The sequence below is a fragment of the Myxococcus hansupus genome, assembly GCF_000280925.3.
Lineage (GTDB): Bacteria > Myxococcota > Myxococcia > Myxococcales > Myxococcaceae > Myxococcus > Myxococcus hansupus.
In genome coordinates this window covers 5,766,815-5,787,517 of the sequence record NZ_CP012109.1, presented here as the reverse complement: position 1 = coordinate 5,787,517, position 20,703 = coordinate 5,766,815, and the positions used below count along the sequence as shown (strand labels likewise).

Here is a 20,703-nt window from a genome sequence, read left to right as displayed (position 1 = left end):
GGGAAGGGGTGTGCACTATCGTCGCGCCCCCCATGAGCCAGTCCCCCTCACAGACGCCCAGCCCCAGCAACCTCCGCATCCAGCCGACCGACTCACCCGGTGACGCGGGTGCCTCCGCGGCGATGGACCCGGAGCGTTACTGGCTGGAGCATGTCTACCAGGGCGGGGTGCGTCAGCTCACCGTCCGCGCCGTCATCGCCGGCATGCTCATTGGCGCGGTGATGTGCCTCTCCAACCTCTACGTCATCCTCAAGACGGGCTGGAGCCTGGGCGTCACCATCACCGCCTGCATCCTGGCCTTCGCGGTGTTCGGCACGCTGCGCTCGCTGCGCGTGCTGAAGGCGGAGTTCACCGACCTGGAGAACAACGCCATGGGCTCGGTGGCCTCCGCCGCCGGCTACATGACGGGCGGCGGCAACATGGCCGCGGTGCCCGCGCTGCTGATGCTGACGGGCGCGCTGCCGTCCGCGGGCTGGCTGATGGTCTGGTTCGCCGTCATCTCCGCGATGGGCGTTTTCGCCGCCATCCCCATCAAGCGCCAGCTCATCAACGTGGAGGCGCTGCCGTTCCCCACGGGCACGGCCACCGCGGAGACCATCCGCGCGCTCCACGGCCATGGCGAGACGGCCCGCCGCAAGTCGCGCCTGCTGGCCATCGCGGGGGGCATTGGCGCGCTGCTGGTGACGCTGCGCGACGCGCGCTTCACGTGGCTGGCCAACATCCCGGAGAAGGTGAGCCTCCCGTTCACCCTGCTGGGGAAGAAGGCGTCGGCGTGGTCGCTGTCCTTCGACTTCAGCCTGCTGCTGGTGGGCGCGGGCGCGCTGGTGAGCTTCCGCACCGGCTGGTCCATGCTGCTGGGCGCGGTGCTCACCTACGGCTTCCTCGCGCCGGCCATGGTGACCCAGGGCGCCATCGCGGAGGTGACGTACCGCTCCATCAATAGCTGGATGGTGTGGACGGGCTCGGCGGTGCTGGTGTCCTCCGGCCTGTTGTCCTTCGCCTTCCAGTGGCGGAGCGTGGCGCGCTCGTTCAAGTCCCTGGCCGGACTCTTCCGGGGGAAGAACGCGAAGGATGAGGAGGTGGATCCGCTGGCCGGCATCGAGTGTCCGCCCGCGTGGTTCCCGCTGGGCTTCGCGATTCTGGGCCCCATCGCCGTCTTCCTGATGGCCTACCTCTTCCAGATTCCGTGGTGGGCCGGCGTCATGGCCTTGCCGCTGGCCGTCGTCATGGGCGTCATCGCCAGCCGGGTGACGGGCGAGACGGACACCACGCCCACCAAGGCGCTGGGCCCCGTCACGCAGCTCATCTTCGGCGGCCTGGCGCCGGGCAACATCCCCGCCAACGTCATGAGCGCCAACGCCACGGGCGGCGTGGGGCTCCACTCCGCGGACCTGCTCACGGACCTGAAGTCGGGGTGGCTGCTGGGCGCCAACCCGCGCCAGCAGTTCATCGCGCAGCTCTTCGGCGTGGTGGCCGGCGCGGTGGTGGTGGTGCCCGTGTTCAACATCCTGGTGCCGGACGCCAGCATGCTGGGCTCCGAGGAGTTCCCCGCGCCCGCGTCCATGGTGTGGGCCGGCGTGTCGAAGCTGCTCGCCACGGGCGTGGCCGCGCTGCCGGACTCGGCCCGCGTGGGCGCGCTGTGCGGCGCCATGCTGGGCATCTTCCTGGTGCTGCTGGAGCGCTGGGCGCCCGCGAAGGCGAAGGCCTACGTGCCGTCGCCCGCGGGCTTCGGGCTGGCCATCGTGATTCCGGGCTCCAGCTCCATCGCCTTCTTCTTCGGCTCGGCCATCGCCGCGCTGCTGCGCCGCGCGAAGCCCAAGCTGGCGGAGGAGACGGTGCTGCCCATCTCCTCCGGTTTCATCGCGGGAGAGAGCCTGCTGGGCATCGGCATCGCCATGGCGAAGGCCTTCGGCGTGATGCCCAAGTAGTCTCAGTCCACCTTGAACGTGGAGAACGACGCGCCCGCGATGAAGCGGAAGGTGGGCGTGTCCATCCCCGCGCCCAGGCCGGGCCCGCCCAGCACGTAGAGGTCCAGCCAGGACAGGGCGTGCTTGCGGATGGCGATGAGCAGCTCGCCGGCCGCGCGCCCGCCCTGGAGAGGAATCCCCGCCACCACGCTGACCTCGCCGCGCGTGCTCTCGCCGGCCCGCGACGTCACCGTGGCGCCCAGGCGCAGCTCGTTGCCGATGAGGTCCTGGGTGTAGCCCGACACGCTGTGCAGCTCCTGCTTCTTGCGCAGCAGCACGCCGGCCTCGCCGCCCACCTGCCACGTCTCCGCCATGAAGCCGACCTGCATGCGGGGGTGCACGGCGTAGTCGTCACGGGCCAGCAACGCCGCGCTGCCAATGGGGAGCGCCGCGGAGACGTCCGCCGCCAACTGGAAGCCGAAGTCCTGGCGCAGCAGCGCGGCCCGCATGCCCACCCACGGCGAGCCCAGGCCCGAGCCTTGCGGCGCGAGGTACTCGCGGTGCTGCTTGCCGCCCTGTCCGACGATGAAGGGCAGCTCCGCCGCCACCTGGAGCCACGGCAGCACGCCGTAGGCGAGCGTCATGTCCATGGTGAAGCGGTTCTCCACCAGGCCCATGCCGCTGCCCGGCTCCCAGCGCTGCTGGAAGTGGAAGGGGAGCTGCTCGTAGTGGCCCTGCATCGCCACGCGCAGCTCGCCCTGGGGCATCGTGCGCCCCGTTCCCACGACGAGCGAACCCAGGGCGGCCGAGTCGAACTCCAGCCGTTGCAGATTGAAGGTGGGGAGCGTTCGGCCCTGGGCTCGCGATTCCGCGGGGCTCAGCAGGACCAGGGAAGACAACACAGAGACAAGCGCGAGCGCAGGCCGGAACAGCAAGGCGACGCCTCCAAACGAGACATGGCGTGAGTGCGACAGTCCCGAAGCATCGAACGAGTCTCACGCCGTGCCGCGCCGCGCAAGGGCGCCACCATTTCCCCATCGTTCCGCAAGTATTGCGGTTCCAAACATCGCCCCGTCTTGACGGAGTTCGTGTCCGGATTCTCCCTGGCTTGCGGTGAAGTCCCATTCACAGACATGGCTGTGAATGGGCAATTCCTGTCTTCAGGTGACAGCCGTCATGCCCCGGAGGACAGGTCCTGCAACTCTTGCCACCGCGCGTACAGCCGGTCCACCTCGGCGGCGGTGGCGTCCAACTCCTTCTGCACCTCCGCCACCTTGGGGCCGTTGCTGTACACAGCGGGGTCCGCGAGCTGCGCCTCCAGGCCCGCCTTGCGGGACTCGGCCACCTCGATGGTGGCCTCCATGCCGTCCAGCTCGCGCTGGTCCTTGTAGGAGAGCTTCCCGGGCTTGCGCGCGGCCTTGGCGGGGGCCGCCGCGGGGGCTTCCTCCGGCTTGGGTGCGGGCTTCGGCGCGGCGGCGCTGGCGGCCTTCTCGTCCGACTGCTCCTTCAACCGCCGGTACATGGCGTAGTTGCCTTCGTACCGGGTGACGCGGCCTTCGCCCTCGAAGGTGAGGATGCTGGTGGCCACCTTGTCCAGGAAGTACCGGTCGTGCGTGACGAGCAGCGTGCTGCCCCCGAAGTCCAGGAGCAGCCGCTCCAGGATGTTGAGGGTGACGATGTCCAAATCGTTGGTGGGCTCGTCCAGCACCAGCACGTTGGCGCCTTCCAGGAACAGGCGCGCCAAGAGCAGCCGGTTGCGCTCGCCGCCCGACAGCGCCTTCACCTTCATGCGCTGCATGGGCACGGGGAAGAGCAGGTCGTCCAGGTAGTCGCGCAGGGCGATCTTCTGATCCCCCAGCTCCACCCAGTCCTCGCCCTGCGAGGCCGACTCGTACACGGTGGCCTCCACGTCGAGCTGCGCCCGGCTCTGGTCGTAGTACGCCACCTTGGTGTTCTTCCCGATGACGAGCTTGCCGCCGTCGGGCGCCACCTCGCCCAACAGCACGCGCAGGAAGGTCGTCTTGCCCACGCCGTTGGGCCCCACCAGGCCCACGCGCTCGCCGCGCTGGAGCCGGAAGTCCACGCCGTCCAGCACCTTGCGGTCGCCGAAGGACTTCTTCACGCCCTCGGCCTCGATGACGGTGTGACCCAGCCGGGGCGCCGCCGCCACGCGCAGGTCGGCCACCTTGGGGCGCTCGAAGCCCTTCTCCGCCATCAGCTTCTGCGCGCGTTCGATGCGGGACTTGCTCTTGGTGCGCCGGGCCTCCGGGCCCTTGCGCAGCCACGCCACTTCCTGGGCAATCCAGCGCTCGCGCTTGTGCTGGGCCAGCGCGGCGTTCTCCTGCGCCACCAGCTTCTGCTCCACGTAGGCCTGGTAGTTTCCGGGGTACGACGTCACGCCTTCGCCCGGCTGGATTTCGACGATGCGGTCCACCAGCCCGTCCAGGAAGTACCGGTCGTGCGTGACGAGCAGCAGCGCCCCAGGCAGCTTGTCCAGCTCCTCCTCCAGCCAGTCCACCGTGTCCGCGTCCAGGTGGTTGGTGGGCTCGTCCAGCAGCAGCAGGTCGGGCCGCGTCAGCAGCGCGCGGGCAATGGCCACGCGCTTGCGCAGGCCGCCGGAGAGCTGCGCCACGGGCCGGTCCCAGTCCTTCACGCCCAGCCGGTCCAGCAGCGTCTTCGCGTGGTGCTCGGTGTCCCAGCCGCCCATCTGCTCGATGCGGTCGCTGAGGGCGGAGAACTGCGCCATCAGCTTCTCCTGCTCCTCGGCCGGGGCGGACTCCATCCGCTTCGCCAGCTCCGCGTGCGCGGCCAGCGTCTCCTTCAGCGGCCCCTGGGACACGGACAGCTCGGAGGCCACCGTGGCGCCCTCGGGGAACTCCGGCTCCTGGGGCAGGTAGGTGACGCGGGCGCCGCGGCGCAGTTGCAGCTCTCCGACGTCCGCGCGGGCGGCGCCGGCCAGGATCTTCATCAGCGATGACTTGCCGGAGCCGTTGACACCCACCAGGCCCACGCGCTCGCCTTCCGCGATGGTGAAGGTGAGGCCCTGGAAGACGGTGCGGCTTCCGAAGCTGAGCTGGACGTTGGCGGCGCGGAGCAGCGTCACGGTATCGGACTCCTGAAAAGGCGAAAGGCGCCCCTCAATGAAGAGGGACGCCTTCCTTACCGCCAGTGAGTGGCGGATGCGCGGACTACTTGCGCGCGGCCTGCTCAGCGGCCTGCTTCTCCTTGTACGCCGCCATCAGGGCCTCGGACTCGTTCCGGGGCACCGGCGTGTAGCGAGCGAACTCCATCGTGTACTCGCCCTTGCCCTGGGTGGCGGAGCGCAGGTCCGTGGAGTAGCCGAACATCGTGTTCAGCGGCACCTCGGCCACCGCCGTGACGTAACCCTCGGCCGTCTCGGTGGAGAGGATGGTGCCACGGCGCTGGTTCAACTGACCGACGACGGAGCCCTGGAAGTCCTCGGGCGCCTGGACCTCCACCTTCATCATCGGCTCGAGGATGATGGGCTTGGCGGCGGCGTAGCCCTCACGGAAGCCCATGATGGCGGCCGTCTTGAACGCCATTTCGGACGAGTCGACCGCGTGGAAGGCGCCGTCGTTGATGACCACGCGCACGCCCACGACGGGGAAGCCGATGAGGCTGCCCTTCTTCACGGCCTCGGTGAAGCCCTTGTCGCAGGCCGGGATGAACTCGCGGGGGATGGAACCGCCCACGATGTCGTCCACGAACTCGTACTGCTGCACGGCGTCCGAGGGCAGCGGCTCGAGGTAGCCGCACACGCGGGCGAACTGGCCGGAGCCACCCGTCTGCTTCTTGTGCGTGTACGCGAACTCGCCCTTCTGGCTGATGGTCTCGCGGTACGCCACCTGCGGCTTACCGGCCTGGACCTCGCAGTTGTACTCGCGCTTCATGCGCTCGATGTAGATCTCCAGGTGGAGCTCACCCATGCCGCGGATGATGGTCTGCCCGGACTCCTCATCGCGGTGCACGCGGAAGGTGGGGTCTTCCTTGGTGAACCGGTTGAGCGCCTTGGAGAAGTTGGCCAGCGCGGAGCGGTCCTTGGGGGCCACGGCGAGCGAAATCACGGCGTCCGGCACGTGCATGGACGTCATCGTGTAGCTGACGGCGCCGTCGGTGAACGTGTCACCGGACGCGCACTCGATGCCGAACAGCGCAACGATGTCACCGGCGGTGGCGTCGTTGATGTCGTTCATCTGGCTGGAGTGCATGCGGACGATGCGCGGAACCTTGACCTTCTTCTGGTTCGACTGGTTGACGATGAAGTCACCCTTCGAAACCCGGCCCTGGTAGATGCGCATGTACGTGAGCTGCCCGTAGCGGCCGTCTTCCAGCTTGAACGCCAGACCGACGAAGGGCTTCTCCGGGTCGGACTCGAGGATGACCTTCGCCTCGTTGTTCTTCTGGTCCAGCGCCTCGTTCTGCGCCTCCTTGGGGTTCGGGAGGTACGAACACACGGCGTTCAGGGCCAGCTGCACGCCCTTGTTCTTGTAGGCGGAGCCGCACATGACCGGCGTCATCTTCAGGCCGATGGTGGCCCGGCGGATGGCGGCGACGAGCGCGTCGTTCGGGATGGCCACGTCGGACAGGAACAGCTCGCCGAGCTGGTCGTCGACCTCGGCCACGCCCTCAATCATCTGCTGGCGGCGCTCCTTGGCCTCCTCGAGCATCTCCGCGGGAATCTCCTCTTCGCGGATGGTCTCGCCGTTCTCACCATCGAAGTAGAACGCCTTCATCTGGATGAGGTCGATCAGGCCCTTGAAGCGGTCCTCCGCGCCAATGGGCATCTGGAGCTTGACGGGGTGGTGGTTCAGCTTCTCCTTCAGCTGAGCGGCCACGCGGTCATAGTTCGCGCCAGCGCGGTCCATCTTGTTGACGAACGCGATGCGCGGAACGCGGTAGCGCTTCATCTGGCGGTCCACCGTGATGGACTGCGACTGCACGCCAGACACCGAGCAGAGGACCAGGATGGCGCCGTCGAGCACGCGGAGCGAGCGCTCCACCTCGATGGTGAAGTCCACGTGTCCCGGCGTGTCGATGAGGTTGATGTTGTAGTCGCCCCACATCGCGAACGTGGCGGCGGACTGGATGGTGATGCCCTTCTCACGCTCCAGGTCCATCGAGTCCATGATCGCGCCCACGCCGTCCTTGCCGCGGACCTCGTGGATCTCGTGAATACGACCCGTGTAGAACAGGATGCGCTCAGAGAGCGTCGTCTTGCCCGAGTCGATGTGGGCGGAGATACCGATGTTTCGAATCTTCTCGATGGGTGCGTTGGCGGCCACGATCCGGTCCTTCTTTTCTTGAAAGTGCCTGACGGAACAGAGCAGGCGGGGCCTCTACTTCCCACAGGACGTAGTTTCCAGCCAAATCCGCATGGAGTGAGACTCACCTGAGCCCACTTCCACCTACTCTATGCCGTTTCAGTTGGGGGTATTAACGATGAGCGCGAGCGAAAACTTCTCCTTGGCCCAGGCCTGGTTGGACGCCTTCAACGCCTACGACGTGGACGCGCTGGTGGCGCTCTATGCCGAAGACGCCACGCATACGTCACCTAAAATCCGGGTGCTGCATCCGGAGACAGGCGGACGTTTGGTGGGCCGGCAGGCCCTGTCCGCGTGGTGGAAGGCGGCCAACGCCCGGCTGCCGGGGCTGCGATATGAGCTGGTGGCGCTCACGGCGGATGACGCCCGGGTCTTCATGGAGTACCTGCGCCATGCGCCGGGGGAGGCCCCCATGCCGGTGGCGGAGGTCTTCGAGGTGCGCGACGGGCGGATTGTCGCCTCGCGCGTGTACCACGGCTGAGGATGCCCCCAGGGCGCGGGAGTTGGGCTAGCGTGCCCGCGCCAGGACAGCGAGGAGGACGGACGTGGCGAAGAACACCAACACCAGCGCCTTCGACAGGGACTTCGGTTACCTGATGCCGTTCCTGGACCGGGTGACGGAGGCCGCCTCCCAGTTGGCGGACGCGTCCGCCCGCGCCGAGCTCTCCCGGCTGATGGTGGAGGAGAAGGCGCGCTGGCAGCGCATCCAGGAGCTGCTCGGCGGGGCCGGCGGCCGGGGCGCGGCCATCCCCGCGGCCGCGCCGGAGTCCACCCCCGAGGCGCCGCGGCTGGCGCGGGCCTCGGCGGATGACCTGCATCAGGAGGCGCCCTTCGCCACCGGCCTCACGGTGGGCAGCCTCAAAGGCAGCCGCTGAGCTGGTCCAGGGCGTCGAAGGTCGCCGCCTTGTAGGCCTCCGACAGCGTGGGGTAGTTGAAGCACGTCTCCACGAAGAGCCGCGCGGTGGCCCCGGTCATCAGCGCCATCAGGCCCACGTGGACCAGCTCGGAGGCCTGGGGGCCCATGACGTGCACGCCCAGGAGCTTGAGGCTCTCCCGGTGGAAGAGCAGCTTCAGCAGGCCGTGCGTGTCACCCAGAATCTGCCCCCGCGGGTTGGTGGCGAAGGGCGCGCGGCCGGCCACGTAGGGCACGTTCAGCTTGCGCAGGGCCTCCTCCGTCTCACCCGCCATGGACACCTCGGGGATGGTGTAGATGCCGTAGGGCAGCACCGGGGCCATGGTGCGTCCGCCGCCCAGGCTGAAGGCGTGCTCCACCGCGATGCGCGCCTGGTCCATGGAGGTGGAGGCCAGCGCGGGGAAGCCGATGACGTCCCCCACCGCGTAGATGTGGGGCACGGCCGTCTGGAACGTGGGGCCCACCTCCACCTGGCCGCGCGGGCCCACCTTCACGCCCAGGGCCTCCAGCCCCAGGCCGGCCGTGTTGGCCGTGCGGCCGGAGGCCACCAGCACCTGGTCCGTCTCCAGCAGCGTCCCCGAGGACAGCACCATCCGGATGGGGGTGTCCGCGTCCTGGGGCACGTCCACCTTCTCCACCACCTGGCCGAAGCGGAGCTGGATGCCGAGCGCCTCCATGCGCTGGCCCAGCAGCGCGGAGAACTCGTCGTCGAGGAAGGACAGCAGCTCCGCGCGCGCCTCCACCAGCGTCACGGGGATGCCCATGGCGGCGAACATGCACGCGTACTCACAGCCGATGACGCCCGCGCCCACCACCACCAGCGAGCGCGGCAGCCGCTCCAGCTCCAGCACCTCGTCCGAGTCGTGGATGCGCGGGTCCTCGAAGGGGTAGAGCGGGGGCCGGTACGGAGACGAGCCCGTGGCCACCAGCAGGGTGTCGCCGGTGAATCGCCGCTCCGGCGCGTCCTGGCGGCGCACGACGACGGTGTTCGCGTCCGCCAGCGCCCCGGTGCCCTGGAGGATTTCCACCTTGTGGCGCTGGAGGTTGCGGGCGATGCGCTCGCGCTCGATGTCCTTCACCCGCCGCTCGCGGAAGAGGAAGTCGGACACGGTGGCCTCGTGACGCAGCGTCGTCTCCACGCTGTAGAGGCCCCGGGCCCGGAAGCCGGACAGGTGCAGCGCCGTCTCCCGGAGCGTCTTGGAGGGCAGGGTGCCCGTGTTCGCCGCGGTGCCTCCCAGCACCGGCTCCCGCTCCACCACCGCCACGCGTTTGCCCGCCAGGGCCGCCTGCACCGCGCCCCATTCACCGGCCGGGCCGGAGCCAATCACCACCAGGTCGAAGTCCGCCATGGGGGCGAAGGTACGCGACCCCGCCGGTGCTTTGAAGTCAATGCAACCAGTTAAGGGGCCGAGGGCGCGCGCCCTTCGTAGCGCAGCCCTTCGTGGACCTCGTCGTCCGTGAGCAGCCGGTAGGTGCCCTCGGGGATGCCGTCCAGCGACACGCCGCCCACGGCCTCGCGGTGCAGCGCGCGCACGGGCAGCCCCACCGCGCCGAGCATCCGCTTGACCTGGTGGTGCCGGCCCTCGGTGAGCGTCACCTCCACGGTGTGCTCGTCGCGGACCTGGACCTTGGCGGGGCGGGCGGGGCCGTCATCCAGCGTCATGCCCCGGCGCAGGGGCTCCACCTTCTCGTCGTCCGCGATGCTGAAGACGGTGGCCACGTAGCGCTTGGGCAGCCGCGTGTCCGGGGACGTCGCGTGCGCCACCAGCTTGTCGTCGTTGGTGAAGAGGAGCAGGCCGGTGGAGTCCACGTCCAGGCGCCCCACGGCGTGCCACGTGTAGCGCGCCAGCTCCGGGGGCAACTGCGGCAGCAGGGCCTCGAACACGGTGCCGGTGCGGTGCTGCCGCTCCGTGGAGGACAAGAGGCCCGCGGGCTTGTGGAAGGCCAGCACGCGCGTGGCCGGCGCGTCCAGCGAGACGACGAGGCCGTCCACCTTCACGGTGGCGCCCGGGGGCACGGGGGCGAGCGCCATCTTCGCCACGCGGCCATTGATGCTGACGCGGCCGGCGCGGATGGCGTCGTCGGCCTCGTCCTGCGGGAAGATGCCGGCGCGGGCCAGCGCGCGGGCCAGCCAGTCCGGCTTCTCCTTGCCCTCCCAGCGTTTGTGCTGCTGCGGCTTCGACTTGTCGGGCTTGCGGGACATGGGCGCGGCACTGTACCCGGCCCGCCCGGGGACGGCAGGGGAAGTGTGCGCGGGCAGGCCCATGGGGGAGGGCCTGGCTGGACGCCCGCTCTCTGTCCGCCCTCGCCGCGCGGCCCTCCAGGAGGGCGAGCACCGGCGGGGGCGGGTGGCCACCCTTCCAGGAATCACACCCTGCAAGGAGGCCGCTCATGCTCACCCGGATTCCCTATCTGTCGCTGCTGGTCCCCGCGCTCGTGCTCGCACAGACCCGAGGCGATTCACCCGTCACCGCGCCCATCGGCCGTGAGCCCATGGCCGCGCCCTCGACCTGGGTCTGGGTGCTGCTACTCGTGGTGGCCGCCGCCGCCTTCGCCTGGAGCGCCACGCGCCTGGCGCGGCGTCACAAGGGGCCGCCGCCTTCGGGGCCGGGCGGAATCGGGACGGGTTCGAGCACGAACGTGCCGCGCAAGCCGCGCACCGTCTAACCGGCGGGCCACCGCTTGCGCACGCTGTGCAGCGCGGCCAGCCACAGCCGCGCTTCCTTCCGTGTCAGCCGTGAGCGGCGCAGCGGCGCGAACAAGTCCCTCACCGCCGTGCGGCCCGGCTGGGCATCCACCAGGAAGCCGCCGGCGGTGAGGACGTTCTCCAGCGTGGCTTCCACCTGCGCCAGCTCCGCGTCCGTGGCCGCGGCGGGCAGGGGCCCCGCGGGCGTGGCGGCGGCCTCGAGCATCGCCACGCGGACCTCGTAGGCATACAGCAAGACGGCCTGTGCCAGATTGATGGAGGGCTGCTCGGGCGCGGTCGGCACGGCCGACAAGTCATGGACGCGCTCCACCTCCGCGTTGGTCAGGCCGCTGCGCTCGTCGCCGAAGACGAGCGCCACCGGCCCCTGGGGCGCCCGGGCCACCAGCTCCTCGCCCACCGCGCGCGGGGGGAGCCGGCGCTTGCCGTCGACCTTGCGGGAGCTGGTCCCCACCACCCAGACGCAGTCGGACACCGCCTCTTCCAGGGAATCCGCGCGCCGCGCCGCCTCCAGCACGTCTTGGGCGTGGACGGCGAGCCTGCGCGCCGGCTCCAGGTCCTCGACCTCCGGGCGGACCCAGACCCAATCGGACAGGCCGCAGTTCTTCAGGGCCCGGGCCGCGGCACCGAGGTTTTCCGCGTTGCGCGGGCGCATGAGGACGAATCGGACGGGCAGCACCATGCGGAGCGCACCTTATCGGAATGGATGTCCCTTGGCGGCGCGGAGTCCGCTAGCCTGGAGGCCTCGAAGCCTTCGCAGGCGCCGGGAAGCCACGCCGGGTGTGGCCTCGCGGACACCCTGCGGGTCCGCTGACGCGCGGGGGACGCGTCTCGGCCGTGGGCGCCTGACCACAGCCCTCTCTTCCACGGGGTGCCTTCGCCCGGCACGCCGTGTGAAGAACACGCGACATCTTCTGGAGGAATCATGGGTTCGCAGTCCGTCGTCACGCAGCGGCCTCCCTGGGCGAAACGCTCCGGGTGGCTCCTCGCGGCCTTGTTGGTGGGCACCACGCTCGCAGGCTGCAAGAAGGAAGAGGCGTCCTCGGAGACGCCCGCAACGCAGCCGCCACCGCCCGTCACCCAGACGCCCGCCGCGGCGCCGGATTCGGGCACCACCGCCGCCGCGCAGGCGCCCAAGCCCGTTCCGCCGGAGACGCTGACGCCCGTCATCCGCGCCGTGTCCACCGGTGACACGCTGCCGGACCGGGTCGTCATCGAGTTCCCCCGGAACGTGCGGCCCGCGGACCATGTGGTGACGCAGGACACGTCCGTCACCTTCGCTCCGAGCGTGCAGGGCACCTTGACGTGGACCTCCGAGTCCACGCTCACCTTCACGCCGGCGGACAGCGGCTTCGCGTTCGACACGAAGTACACCGTCACGGCGGCGGCGGTGGGGCTGAACTCGGGCGTGGTGAAGCCCCCCGTGGAGGGGGCGTGGTCCCACGCCTTCAGCACGCCGCCGTTCCAGTTCGTCCGCCTGGTGCCGCGCCAGCTCGACATCGTGAAGGGTCGCGTGGAGGTGGAGGCCCTCTTCTCCGGCCCGGTGGACATCGCCGCCGTGCGCTCGCGAGGCGCGTTCCGGGTGGGCAACCAGGCCGTGGGGGACGTGAAGTGGCGCACCGTCGTCCCGTCGCGGAACGTCGTGGCCGCGCAGTTGACCAGCGGCCTGCTCAAGCAGGGCCGCACCGTGGACTTCAGCCTCCAGGCGGGCCTGCCCGCCGCGTCGCAGGCGAAGGTGGTGGCCCCCGCGGCACGGAGCGCGTTCGAGGTTCGCCCCGGCAAGCGCATCGACATCACCCGCGTCTCGGTGGAACAGGGCAGCAACGGCTACTACCTCGAGGTGAGCTGCCGCGACGTGGACGGCGCCGCGCCGCCCTCGCCTCGCGAGACGGACGGATATGACGAGTACTACTGGGACAGCCGCAACCGCGGCTGCTCGTTGGACGAGGGCGTGGCCGCCGACGCCATCCACCTGTCGCCCGCGGTCAAGGTCTCCGTGGCGCCGAGCCGCCGCGGCTTCCGCATCTTCGGTGACTTCAAGCGCGGCTCGTACACGCTGCGCATCGACGCCGGCACGGCCTCGGTGGGCGGCGGCATGCTGCTGGCCACCTTCGAGGAGGCGGTCGCCGTCCCCGCGCGCTCGCCCCAGCTCTCCTTCGCGACGACGGGCCGCTACTTGCCGCGCAGCGCGTGGCGCAACCTGCCGCTGCAGCACCTCAACCTGGACTCGGCGGAGCTCACCGTCCGCAACGTGCCGCCGGAGAACCTCGTCTTCTGGATGAGCGACGACTACCGGGAGCGCGCGGATGAGCGCACCTCCAACGTCGTCGCCAAGCGGACGCTGGCCCTCAAGGCGCCGGCGGACACGCTCTCCACCACCTACGTGGACGTGGCCAACCTGGTGCCCGGCAACATCCGGGGCCTGGTGGAAATCACGGCCAAGCAGGGCCGCTATGAGGCGGCCAGCCGCATCCTGCTCACCAACCTGAGCCTCGTGGCCAAGCGCGGCGGACCGGCCCCCGGCTCCAGTGGCGTGGGAGAGGTCTGGGTGTGGGCGCTGGGCATCGAGAACACCGAGCCGCTGTCCGGTGTCGAAGTCACCCTGGTGAAGAAGAGCGGTGAGGCGGTGGCCCGCTGCACCACGGTGGCGGCGGATGGCTGCGTGCTCAAGGTGCCCGCGCCGGGCGTCGATGCCAGCGAGCCCTTCGCGCTCATCGCCCGGGATGGCGAGGAGCTGACGTATCTCAAGTACAGCGAGCTGAAGACGGAGATCGCCAACTCGGACGTGCAGGGCGAGCCGTACCGCTCCGAGAAGGCCTACCGCGCCTCCCTCTGGTCCGACCGGGGCGTGTACCGGCCTGGTGACACCGCGCACATCGCCGCGGTGCTGCGCGGCCAGGACGACAAGGCGCCTGCCGCGGGGATGCCGGTGGAGCTGCGCGTGGTGGACCCGCGCGAGCGCGAGCTGAAGAAGGTGTCGCTGAAGACGAACGCCGCGGGCCTGGTGTCGCTGGACCTGCCCTTCGACTCCTTCCAGGACACGGGCCGCTACGGCGTGACGCTGAAGGTCGCCGACCGCGACGTGGCCTCGTACCACCTCAGCGTGGAGGAGTTCGTCCCCGAGCGCATGAAGGTGGAGGCGCGCACGGAGAAGCGCGGCTACCTGCAGGGCGAGGAGATTCCGGTGGGCGTGGAGGCGGCGTACCTCTTCGGTGGCTCGGCGGAGGGCAGCCCGGTGGAGGTGTCGTGCCGGCTGGTGCCGTCCTCGTTCAAGCCCAAGGACAACGCGCAGTACACCTATGGCCTCTGGCGCCCGGATGGCAGCGAGCCGCGCGGCGTGACGCTGGGGCAGGTGAAGGGCACGCTGGACGCCAAGGGCCAGGCGCTGCTGCGCTGCCCGGCCCAGGGGGCCATGGGCGCCCTGAAGGGGGCCGCCGAGCTGAGCGCGCTGGCCAGCGTCTTCGAGTCCGGCAGCGGCCGCTCCACCGTGAACAGCGTGCAGGTGCCGGTGCACCCGGAGACCTATTACGTGGGCCTCCAGGCCAGCACGGGCAAGGTGAAGGCCGGCAAGCCCTTCACGGTGAAGGGCGTGGTGGTGGACTGGGACGGCAAGCTGGTGACGGCGTCCGGCAAGGCGCCCGCGTCCGTGGACGTGGAGTACCTGCGCCTGGAGGAGGAGTACGGCTACTTCTATGACGAGAACGAGGGCTACGAGCGCTACCAGCGCCACCTGCGTCCGCTGCGGGAGGGCCGCTCCTCGGTGGCGGTGAAGGACGGCCGCTTCTCGCTGGACGTGACGCCGGGCGCGGACGCCGCGGGCTACATCGTGCGCGTGCGCTCCGGCGGCGCGCAGACGGACCTGGAGCTGGAGGGGGAGGGCCGCTACTACTGGTGGGGCGAGGGCTCGCGCGTGGACCAGACGCCGCGCCCGCTCAAGCCCACGGCGCTGAACCTGCTGCTGCCGGCGAAGGGCCGCGTGGGGCAGGCCATCACCGTGAAGGTGAAGGCGCCCTACAAGGGCCGCATGCTCTTCACGGCGGAGACGGACCGCGTGCTCGCGTCCCACTGGGTGGCGGTGGAGCCCGGCGAGGCGACGTGGACCTTCACGCCGTCCGCCTTCGCGCCCAACGTCTACATCAGCACGTTCCTGGTGAAGGACCCGCACCTGGAGTCCGCCGAGGCCTTCATGCCGGACCGCGCCTTCGGCGTGGGCAGCGTGACGCTGGAGCCGGTGGAGTACACGCAGTCGGTGACGATGAACGTCCCCAAGGAGGTGCGCTCCAACGACACCCTCACGGTGGAGCTGGAGCTGGGCGCTCAGGAGGGCCCCACCTTCGCCACGGTGGCGGTGGTGGACGAGGGCATCCTCTCCCTCACGCGCTTCCAGAGCCCCGACCCGCAGAAGCAGCTCTTCGTCAAGCGGGAGCTGGGCGTGGAGACCTACGAGACGCTGGGCTGGACGCTGCTGGTGCCCCCGGGTGGCGCGTCACGCTCCACGGGTGGTGACGGCGAGGGCAGCGCCGCCGGGCGGGTGCAGCCCGTCAAGCCGGTGGCGCTGTGGAGCGGCCTGCTGCCGGTGCCCGCGAACGGCAAGCTGCGCGTGCCCTTCAAGCTGCCGCAGTACCGCGGCGCGGTGCGGGTGATGGCGGTGACGGCCGGCCCGCAGCGCATTGGCCGCGCCAGCGCGCAGGTGGTGGTGAGAGACCCGCTGGTCCTCCAGACGACGCTGCCGCGCTTCCTCACGCAGAACGACGAAATCCAGGTGCCCGTCTTCGTCACCAACCTGTCCGGCAAGGCGCAGGACGTGAAGGTGACGCTCACCGCCGAGTCCCTGCCGGTGCCGGGGCTGGTGATGCCCGCGGTGGCCACCTCGCCGCTCCAACTCCTGGGCAAGAGCGAGGGCCAGGCGCGGGTGGAGGACACGAAGTCCCACACCTTCGTCTTCCAGGCCCGCGCGGTGCAGGCGGTGGGCGCGGCGCGGTTGAAGGTGACGGTGGAGGGCGGCGGCTACACCTCGCACGAGTCGCTGGACGTGCCGCTGTCACCCGCGGGCCCGCGGGAGCGGCGGGTGCAGCAAATCGAGCTCGCGGAGGGGACGACGGACGTGTCGCAGTACCTCAAGGGCTGGGTGCCGACAACGGAGCGCTCCACGCTGTGGGTGACGGCCAACCCGTACGCGCGCTCGCTCCAGCACCTCTCGTACCTGGTGCGCTACCCCTACGGCTGCGTGGAGCAGACCACGTCCTCCACCCGGCCGCTGCTGTACGTGTCCGAGCTGGTGAATGACGTGGACCCCACGCTGACGAAGGGCGCCTCCGTCAGCGACATGGTGCTGGCGGGCATCAACCGCGTGTTGTCCATGCAGACGTCGTCCGGCGGCTTCGGCTACTGGCCCGGCGCCACCGAGCCGGTGGACTGGGGCTCGGCCTACGCCACGCACATGCTGCTGGACGCGCAGAAGCTGAAGTACCCCGTGCCGCAGGACCGGCTGAACGACGCGCTGACGTGGATGTCCAACGAGGTGAACCGGATGGAGAAGCGCGACAGCCAGACGGAGAACGCCGAGGCCTACATGCACTACGTCCTGTCGGTGGCGGGCAAGGGCCGCAAGGCGCGCATCCAGAAGATGGTGGACGCGTTGGCGGAGTCCGCGAAGAAGGCGCCGCTGTCCGGCGAGAAGCTGGAGCAGGACTACATGCTCAAGGCCGCGCTGTGGCTGTCGGGTGACCGCCGCTACGAGAAGGAGCTGCGCAACCCGGACCTGTCCCCCGTCACCGACGTGCGGCGCAATGACTGGTCCTTCTATTCGGACCGCCGCCGCCGGGGCTTCATGCTGAGCACCTTCGAGGACCTGTTCGGCAAGGACGCCGCGGGCGAGCCGCTGGCGCGCATGGTGGCCGAGTCGCTCCAGGCGCACCGCAGCGACTGGTACACCACGCAGGAGCTGGTGTGGGGCATCACCGGCCTGGGCAAGCGCATCCAGGGCGCGGCCACCACCTTCGCCGCGCCGGTGCTGATGGCGGACGGCAAGGCGGTGACGCCGGTGCAGGACAAGGGGACGCGGACCTCCGACCGGACCTGGGCCCTGGCCCGGGCCAGCGAGCGGCAGGGGCTCCAGTTGGAGGTGAAGTCCAAGGACGAAGGGAAGCTGTACCTCATCCTCAGCAGCGAGGGCGTGCGCTCGGACGGCAAGCCGCGCGTGGGCGGCGAGGGCCTGGCGCTCTCGCGCACCTGGCGCAAGGCGGACGGCACGGCGCTGGCCGTGGGCCCGGCCCCGGTGGCGCTGGCGGACCTGGTCTACGTGGAGCTGGCGATTCAGAACACCACGGCCGAACGCGTGCAGAACATCGCGCTGGTGGACCGGCTGCCGGCGGGCTGGGAAATCGAGAACGCGCGGCTGGGCCGGGGCGGCTCGGTGGACTGGGCGGCGCCGGAGTCGCTGTGGTCCGCCGACTACGTGAACATCCGGGATGACCGCATGGAGGTCTTCGGCAGCCTGGGGCCTCGCGAGACGAAGAAGGTCATCTACGCGGTGCGCGCGGTGACGGCGGGTGCCTTCACCCTGCCGTCGGCGGAGGCGGAGGCCATGTATGACCCGCGGCTGTGGGCGCGGGAGGCAGGCCAGTCGGTCCAAGTGTCCGGGCCGTGGAAGGACAACCTGCTGTAGCGCGGGCTGAGGGGAGACGCTCCTTAAGCGAGCGTCTCCCACAGCGCGTCGAACGCGCGGCTGAAGGGCTGCACCAGCCGCGCGTCGTCGGACACCAGGATGTTCTCGTGGTTGTGCGTGGCGGCCGAGCGCGTCCAGTTGTAGCTGCCCGTCACCAGCCGCAGCCGGTCGAACACGGCGAACTTGTGGTGCATGTGGGCGGACGTCCTGTCCAGCCGGACGGGGATTCCCGCGTCGCTCAGCCGCTCCACGTCGGAGCCCGGGTCCATGGCCTTTCCATCGTCACTCACGATTCGCATCCGCACGCCGCGCCGGTGCGCGTCCAGCAGCGCGCGGGTGATGCGGTCGTCCGTCACCGTGAAGACGCAGACGTCGATGGCGCCGCGCGCCGTCTGGATTTGGTGGACGATGGCGTTGAGCGGGCCATCGCCCGGAGAGAAGTGCGCCTCCATCCGCGAGGTCTCCACGGGCTCGGGGGCGTGCAGCGCCTGCACCGTCTCCTCCAGCCAGGAGATGACCTCCCGGGAGCGGGCGTCCTTCATCGACGCGCGCGCCAGGGCGAAGGCGCGGGAGCGGAAGAGGGTGAGCAGCGCTTCGCCCGCCCGCCGCTCCGCCAGCACGGCCTGCAAGGCCTGCCGCTCGGTGGGTGTGAGCCGCCGGTCGTCGAGGATGGCCGTCAGGATGGCGTCGATTTCAATCGCATTCATCACGCGTAACATACGCCAGGGATTCACCGTCTCATGAGCCGTGCCCGTCGATTCAAACGGACGCTGTCGCGCGTCATCCTCGCGGGAGTCGTTCTCCTGGCCGTGGTGTGGGTGGCCGCCTGGCGCGTGCCGTTGCCCACGCGCCTGTCCGCGCCCGCCTCGGTGGTGATGGAGTACCGGGACGGCACGCCCGCGCACGTCTTCCTCGCCCCGGACGAGCGCTGGCGCATCCCCACGCGCTTGGAGCGCGTGGACCCGGACTACATCCAGGCCCTGCTGGCGCTGGAGGACAAGCGCTTCTTCCACCACCCCGGCGTGGATCCGCTGGCGGTGCTGCGGGCCGCGGTGCGCAACGGGGTGACGGGGCGGCGCGTGTCGGGTGCCTCCACCCTGACGATGCAGTTGGTGCGGGTGCTGGAGCCCCGGCCCCGCACCTTCACGTCGAAGGTCATCGAGTCCTTCCGGGCGGTGCAGCTCGAGGTGCGGCTGACCAAGCGCGAGGTGCTGGCGGCGTACCTCCAGTTCGTCCCCTACGGGCGCAACGTGGAAGGCGTGGAGGCGGCCTCGCTGGCGTACTTCGGCCACACCGCGGCGCACCTGAGCCCGGCGGAGATTTCCACGTTGCTGGCGGTGCCGCAGAATCCGAACCGGCGCTTCCCGTCGGAACAGAACACGGCGCGGCTGAGGTCGGCGCGGGACGGCGTGGCGCGCCGGCTGCTGGACGCCGAGGCGCTTCCCCGGGGGCAGGGCGAGGCCCGCGTGTCCCCTGAAACGGTGCTCAGCGAGGTCCACGCGACGCCCGTGCCCCTGGAGCTGACGCCGTTTCCCCGCGAGGCGCCGCACGTGGCGGTGTGGCTGCGCGCCCAGCATCCGAAGCAGGCCCGGCTGCACACCACGCTGGACGTGGGCACCCAGCGGATGGTGGAGCGGTTGATGCGCGACGCGGCCGTGGGGCTGGCGCAGCGGGGCATCCACAACGGCACGGCGGTGGTGGTGGACCGTCAGCAGGCGGAGGTGCTCGCGCTGGTGGGCAACTTCGACTTCTTCGACGCGAAGCACGGCGGACAGATTGCCGGCTTCGCCACGCCGCGCTCGCCGGGTTCGGCGCTCAAGCCGTTGCTGTACGCGATGGGCATCGACCTGGGGATGGTGGTGCCGGAGCAGTTGGTGGCGGACGTGCCCACGGCCTATGGCGGCTACGCGCCGCGCAACTTCGACGGCCGCTTCCAGGGCCTGGTGCGGCTGGAGTACGCGCTGTCGCAATCCCTCAACATGCCCTTCGTGCGGCTGTTGGAGCGCGTGGGCGTGGAGCGCTTCCTGGGCACCCTGCGCGCGTCGGGCGTCACCAGTCTGGTGCAGGACCCGGGCTTCTACGGTCTCTCCGCGGCGGTGGGCGGCATCGAGATGACGCCGCTGGAGCTGGCCGGTGTGTACGTGGCGCTGGCGGGGGACGGGCATGCGCCCGCGCTGCGCCTCCTCATGGGCGAGCCTCCTCCGGGGCAACCCGCCCAGGTGCTGTCCCCGGGCGCCGCGTGGCTGACGCGCCGGGCCCTGGCCCTGCGCGACCGCCCGGACTTCCCGGAGCGGCGGCGGCTGACGGGCATGCCGGCGCGCGTGCACTGGAAGACGGGGACGAGCTTTGGCCACCGGGATGCGTGGGCCGCGGGCTCCGGTCCCCGTCACACGGCGGTCGTCTGGCTGGGGAACTTCGACCACACGCCCAGCGTGCACCTGGTGGGCGCGGACGCCGCGGGGCCCGTGCTGTTCGACATCCTGGAGGGCGTGGGTCCGCGGGGCCTGGCCCAGCAGGAGGACGAGACCCTGCATCCGCCGGAGGACCTCGCGTACGTGGAGGTGTGCGCCTATTCAGGGCACCTGCCGACGGATGCGTGCGTCCAGCGCAAGCACGTGTACGCGCGGCGCTCGGCGGTGCCCACGGCGCGTTGCCCCTACCACCAGCACGTGGAGGTGGACGTGGTCACGGGGCTGTCGGTGGGACCCATGTGCAGGGAAGGGCGGAAGACGGAGACGCGGGTGTACGTGTCCTGGCCCGCGACCATCCGCCGCTGGTTGGAGGACCAGCACCGGCGCCTGCCCGAACCCCCGCCAGCGGCGCCCGGCTGCGAGCCTGGAGGCGCCCGGTCCGCGCCCGCCATCGTGTCCCCGGCGCCGGGGCAGGTGGCCATCCTGATTCCCGGCGTGCCCGCTTCACAGCAGGAGGTGCCGCTGGAGGCGGAGGCCTCGCACGAGCGGGAGCTGACGTGGTTCGTGAACGGCGCGCTGCTGGGGACGGCGCGCGCGGATGAGCGCCTGTGGTGGACGCCGTCGGTGGGCTCGCACGAGATTCTCGTGACGGACGACCGGGGCCTGACGGCGAAGCGGACGCTGGTGGTGCGCTTGCGGCAGTAACGTGAAACGCGGCGCCCCGTTTCCAGGAGCGCCGCGTCCCGTTTCGTCGCGCTT

At 70.4% G+C, this 20,703-nt stretch carries 13 protein-coding genes; 6 read left to right on the top strand and 7 right to left on the bottom strand.

All coding sequences use genetic code 11. The features are described 5' to 3' along the window. Positions 1 to 32: 32 nt before the first annotated feature. A complete protein-coding gene (locus A176_RS22380) occupies positions 33 to 1,928 on the top strand; it encodes an OPT family oligopeptide transporter (protein WP_002637104.1) in 1,896 nt (631 codons plus the stop codon). Between the two features lie 2 nt (positions 1,929 to 1,930). Here the strand turns inward: A176_RS22380 and A176_RS22375 are convergent, their stop codons facing one another. From A176_RS22375 to fusA, 3 genes are all read right to left on the bottom strand, one after another. After that, positions 1,931 to 2,842, bottom strand: coding sequence for a hypothetical protein (locus tag A176_RS22375; protein ID WP_002637103.1), 912 nt, complete (start codon positions 2,840 to 2,842; stop codon positions 1,931 to 1,933). Positions 2,843 to 3,081: 239 nt separating this feature from the next. Beyond that, entirely contained in the window at positions 3,082 to 5,010 is a 1,929-nt protein-coding gene (locus A176_RS22370; RefSeq protein WP_002637102.1) for an ABC-F family ATP-binding cassette domain-containing protein, read from the bottom strand. An 85-nt stretch (positions 5,011 to 5,095) separates the two neighbouring features. Next, the gene (gene fusA / locus A176_RS22365; protein WP_002637101.1) at positions 5,096 to 7,210 is read right to left on the bottom strand and encodes an elongation factor G; all 2,115 of its coding nucleotides are present in this window, start codon (positions 7,208 to 7,210) and stop codon (positions 5,096 to 5,098) included. A 157-nt stretch (positions 7,211 to 7,367) separates the two neighbouring features. Here fusA and A176_RS22360 point away from each other — a divergent pair, with 157 nt between their 5' ends. Both A176_RS22360 and A176_RS22355 read left to right on the top strand, forming a co-directional pair. Next, positions 7,368 to 7,730, top strand: a complete 363-nt coding sequence (locus tag A176_RS22360; protein ID WP_002637100.1) for a nuclear transport factor 2 family protein — start codon at positions 7,368 to 7,370, stop codon at positions 7,728 to 7,730. Between the two features lie 64 nt (positions 7,731 to 7,794). Continuing rightward, positions 7,795 to 8,124, top strand: a complete 330-nt coding sequence (locus A176_RS22355; protein WP_002637099.1) for a hypothetical protein — start codon at positions 7,795 to 7,797, stop codon at positions 8,122 to 8,124. Here A176_RS22355 and sthA read toward each other — a convergent pair. Next, entirely contained in the window at positions 8,108 to 9,511 is a 1,404-nt protein-coding gene (gene sthA, locus A176_RS22350) for a Si-specific NAD(P)(+) transhydrogenase (protein ID WP_002637098.1), read from the bottom strand. The two genes, A176_RS22355 and sthA, sit on opposite strands and share 17 nt — an antisense overlap. Positions 9,512 to 9,561: 50 nt before the next feature. Next, on the bottom strand, positions 9,562 to 10,365 hold the full coding sequence (locus A176_RS22345) for a pseudouridine synthase (protein WP_002637097.1): 804 nt from the start codon (positions 10,363 to 10,365) through the stop codon (positions 9,562 to 9,564). Positions 10,366 to 10,553: 188 nt separating this feature from the next. Between A176_RS22345 and A176_RS22340 the strand changes: the two genes are divergently transcribed. Continuing rightward, complete coding sequence (locus tag A176_RS22340; RefSeq protein WP_002637096.1) at positions 10,554 to 10,829, top strand: hypothetical protein; 276 nt, start codon at positions 10,554 to 10,556, stop codon at positions 10,827 to 10,829. Here A176_RS22340 and A176_RS22335 read toward each other — a convergent pair. Continuing rightward, positions 10,826 to 11,548 (bottom strand): RNA methyltransferase, encoded by a 723-nt coding sequence (locus tag A176_RS22335; RefSeq protein WP_002637095.1) that lies wholly within the window; start codon positions 11,546 to 11,548, stop codon positions 10,826 to 10,828. The genes A176_RS22340 and A176_RS22335 overlap by 4 nt on opposite strands. A gap of 243 nt (positions 11,549 to 11,791) precedes the next feature. Between A176_RS22335 and A176_RS22330 the strand changes: the two genes are divergently transcribed. Continuing rightward, a complete protein-coding gene (locus A176_RS22330; protein ID WP_002637093.1) occupies positions 11,792 to 17,533 on the top strand; it encodes an alpha-2-macroglobulin family protein in 5,742 nt (1,913 codons plus the stop codon). 23 nt (positions 17,534 to 17,556) lie between these two features. Here the strand turns inward: A176_RS22330 and A176_RS22325 are convergent, their stop codons facing one another. Next, entirely contained in the window at positions 17,557 to 18,240 is a 684-nt protein-coding gene (locus A176_RS22325; protein ID WP_044890695.1) for a phospholipase D-like domain-containing protein, read from the bottom strand. A gap of 33 nt (positions 18,241 to 18,273) precedes the next feature. On the opposite strand from A176_RS22325, the gene pbpC reads away from it, so the two are divergent. Continuing rightward, the gene (gene pbpC, locus A176_RS22320) at positions 18,274 to 20,649 is read left to right on the top strand and encodes a penicillin-binding protein 1C (protein ID WP_002637091.1); all 2,376 of its coding nucleotides are present in this window, start codon (positions 18,274 to 18,276) and stop codon (positions 20,647 to 20,649) included. Positions 20,650 to 20,703: the final 54 nt, after the last annotated feature.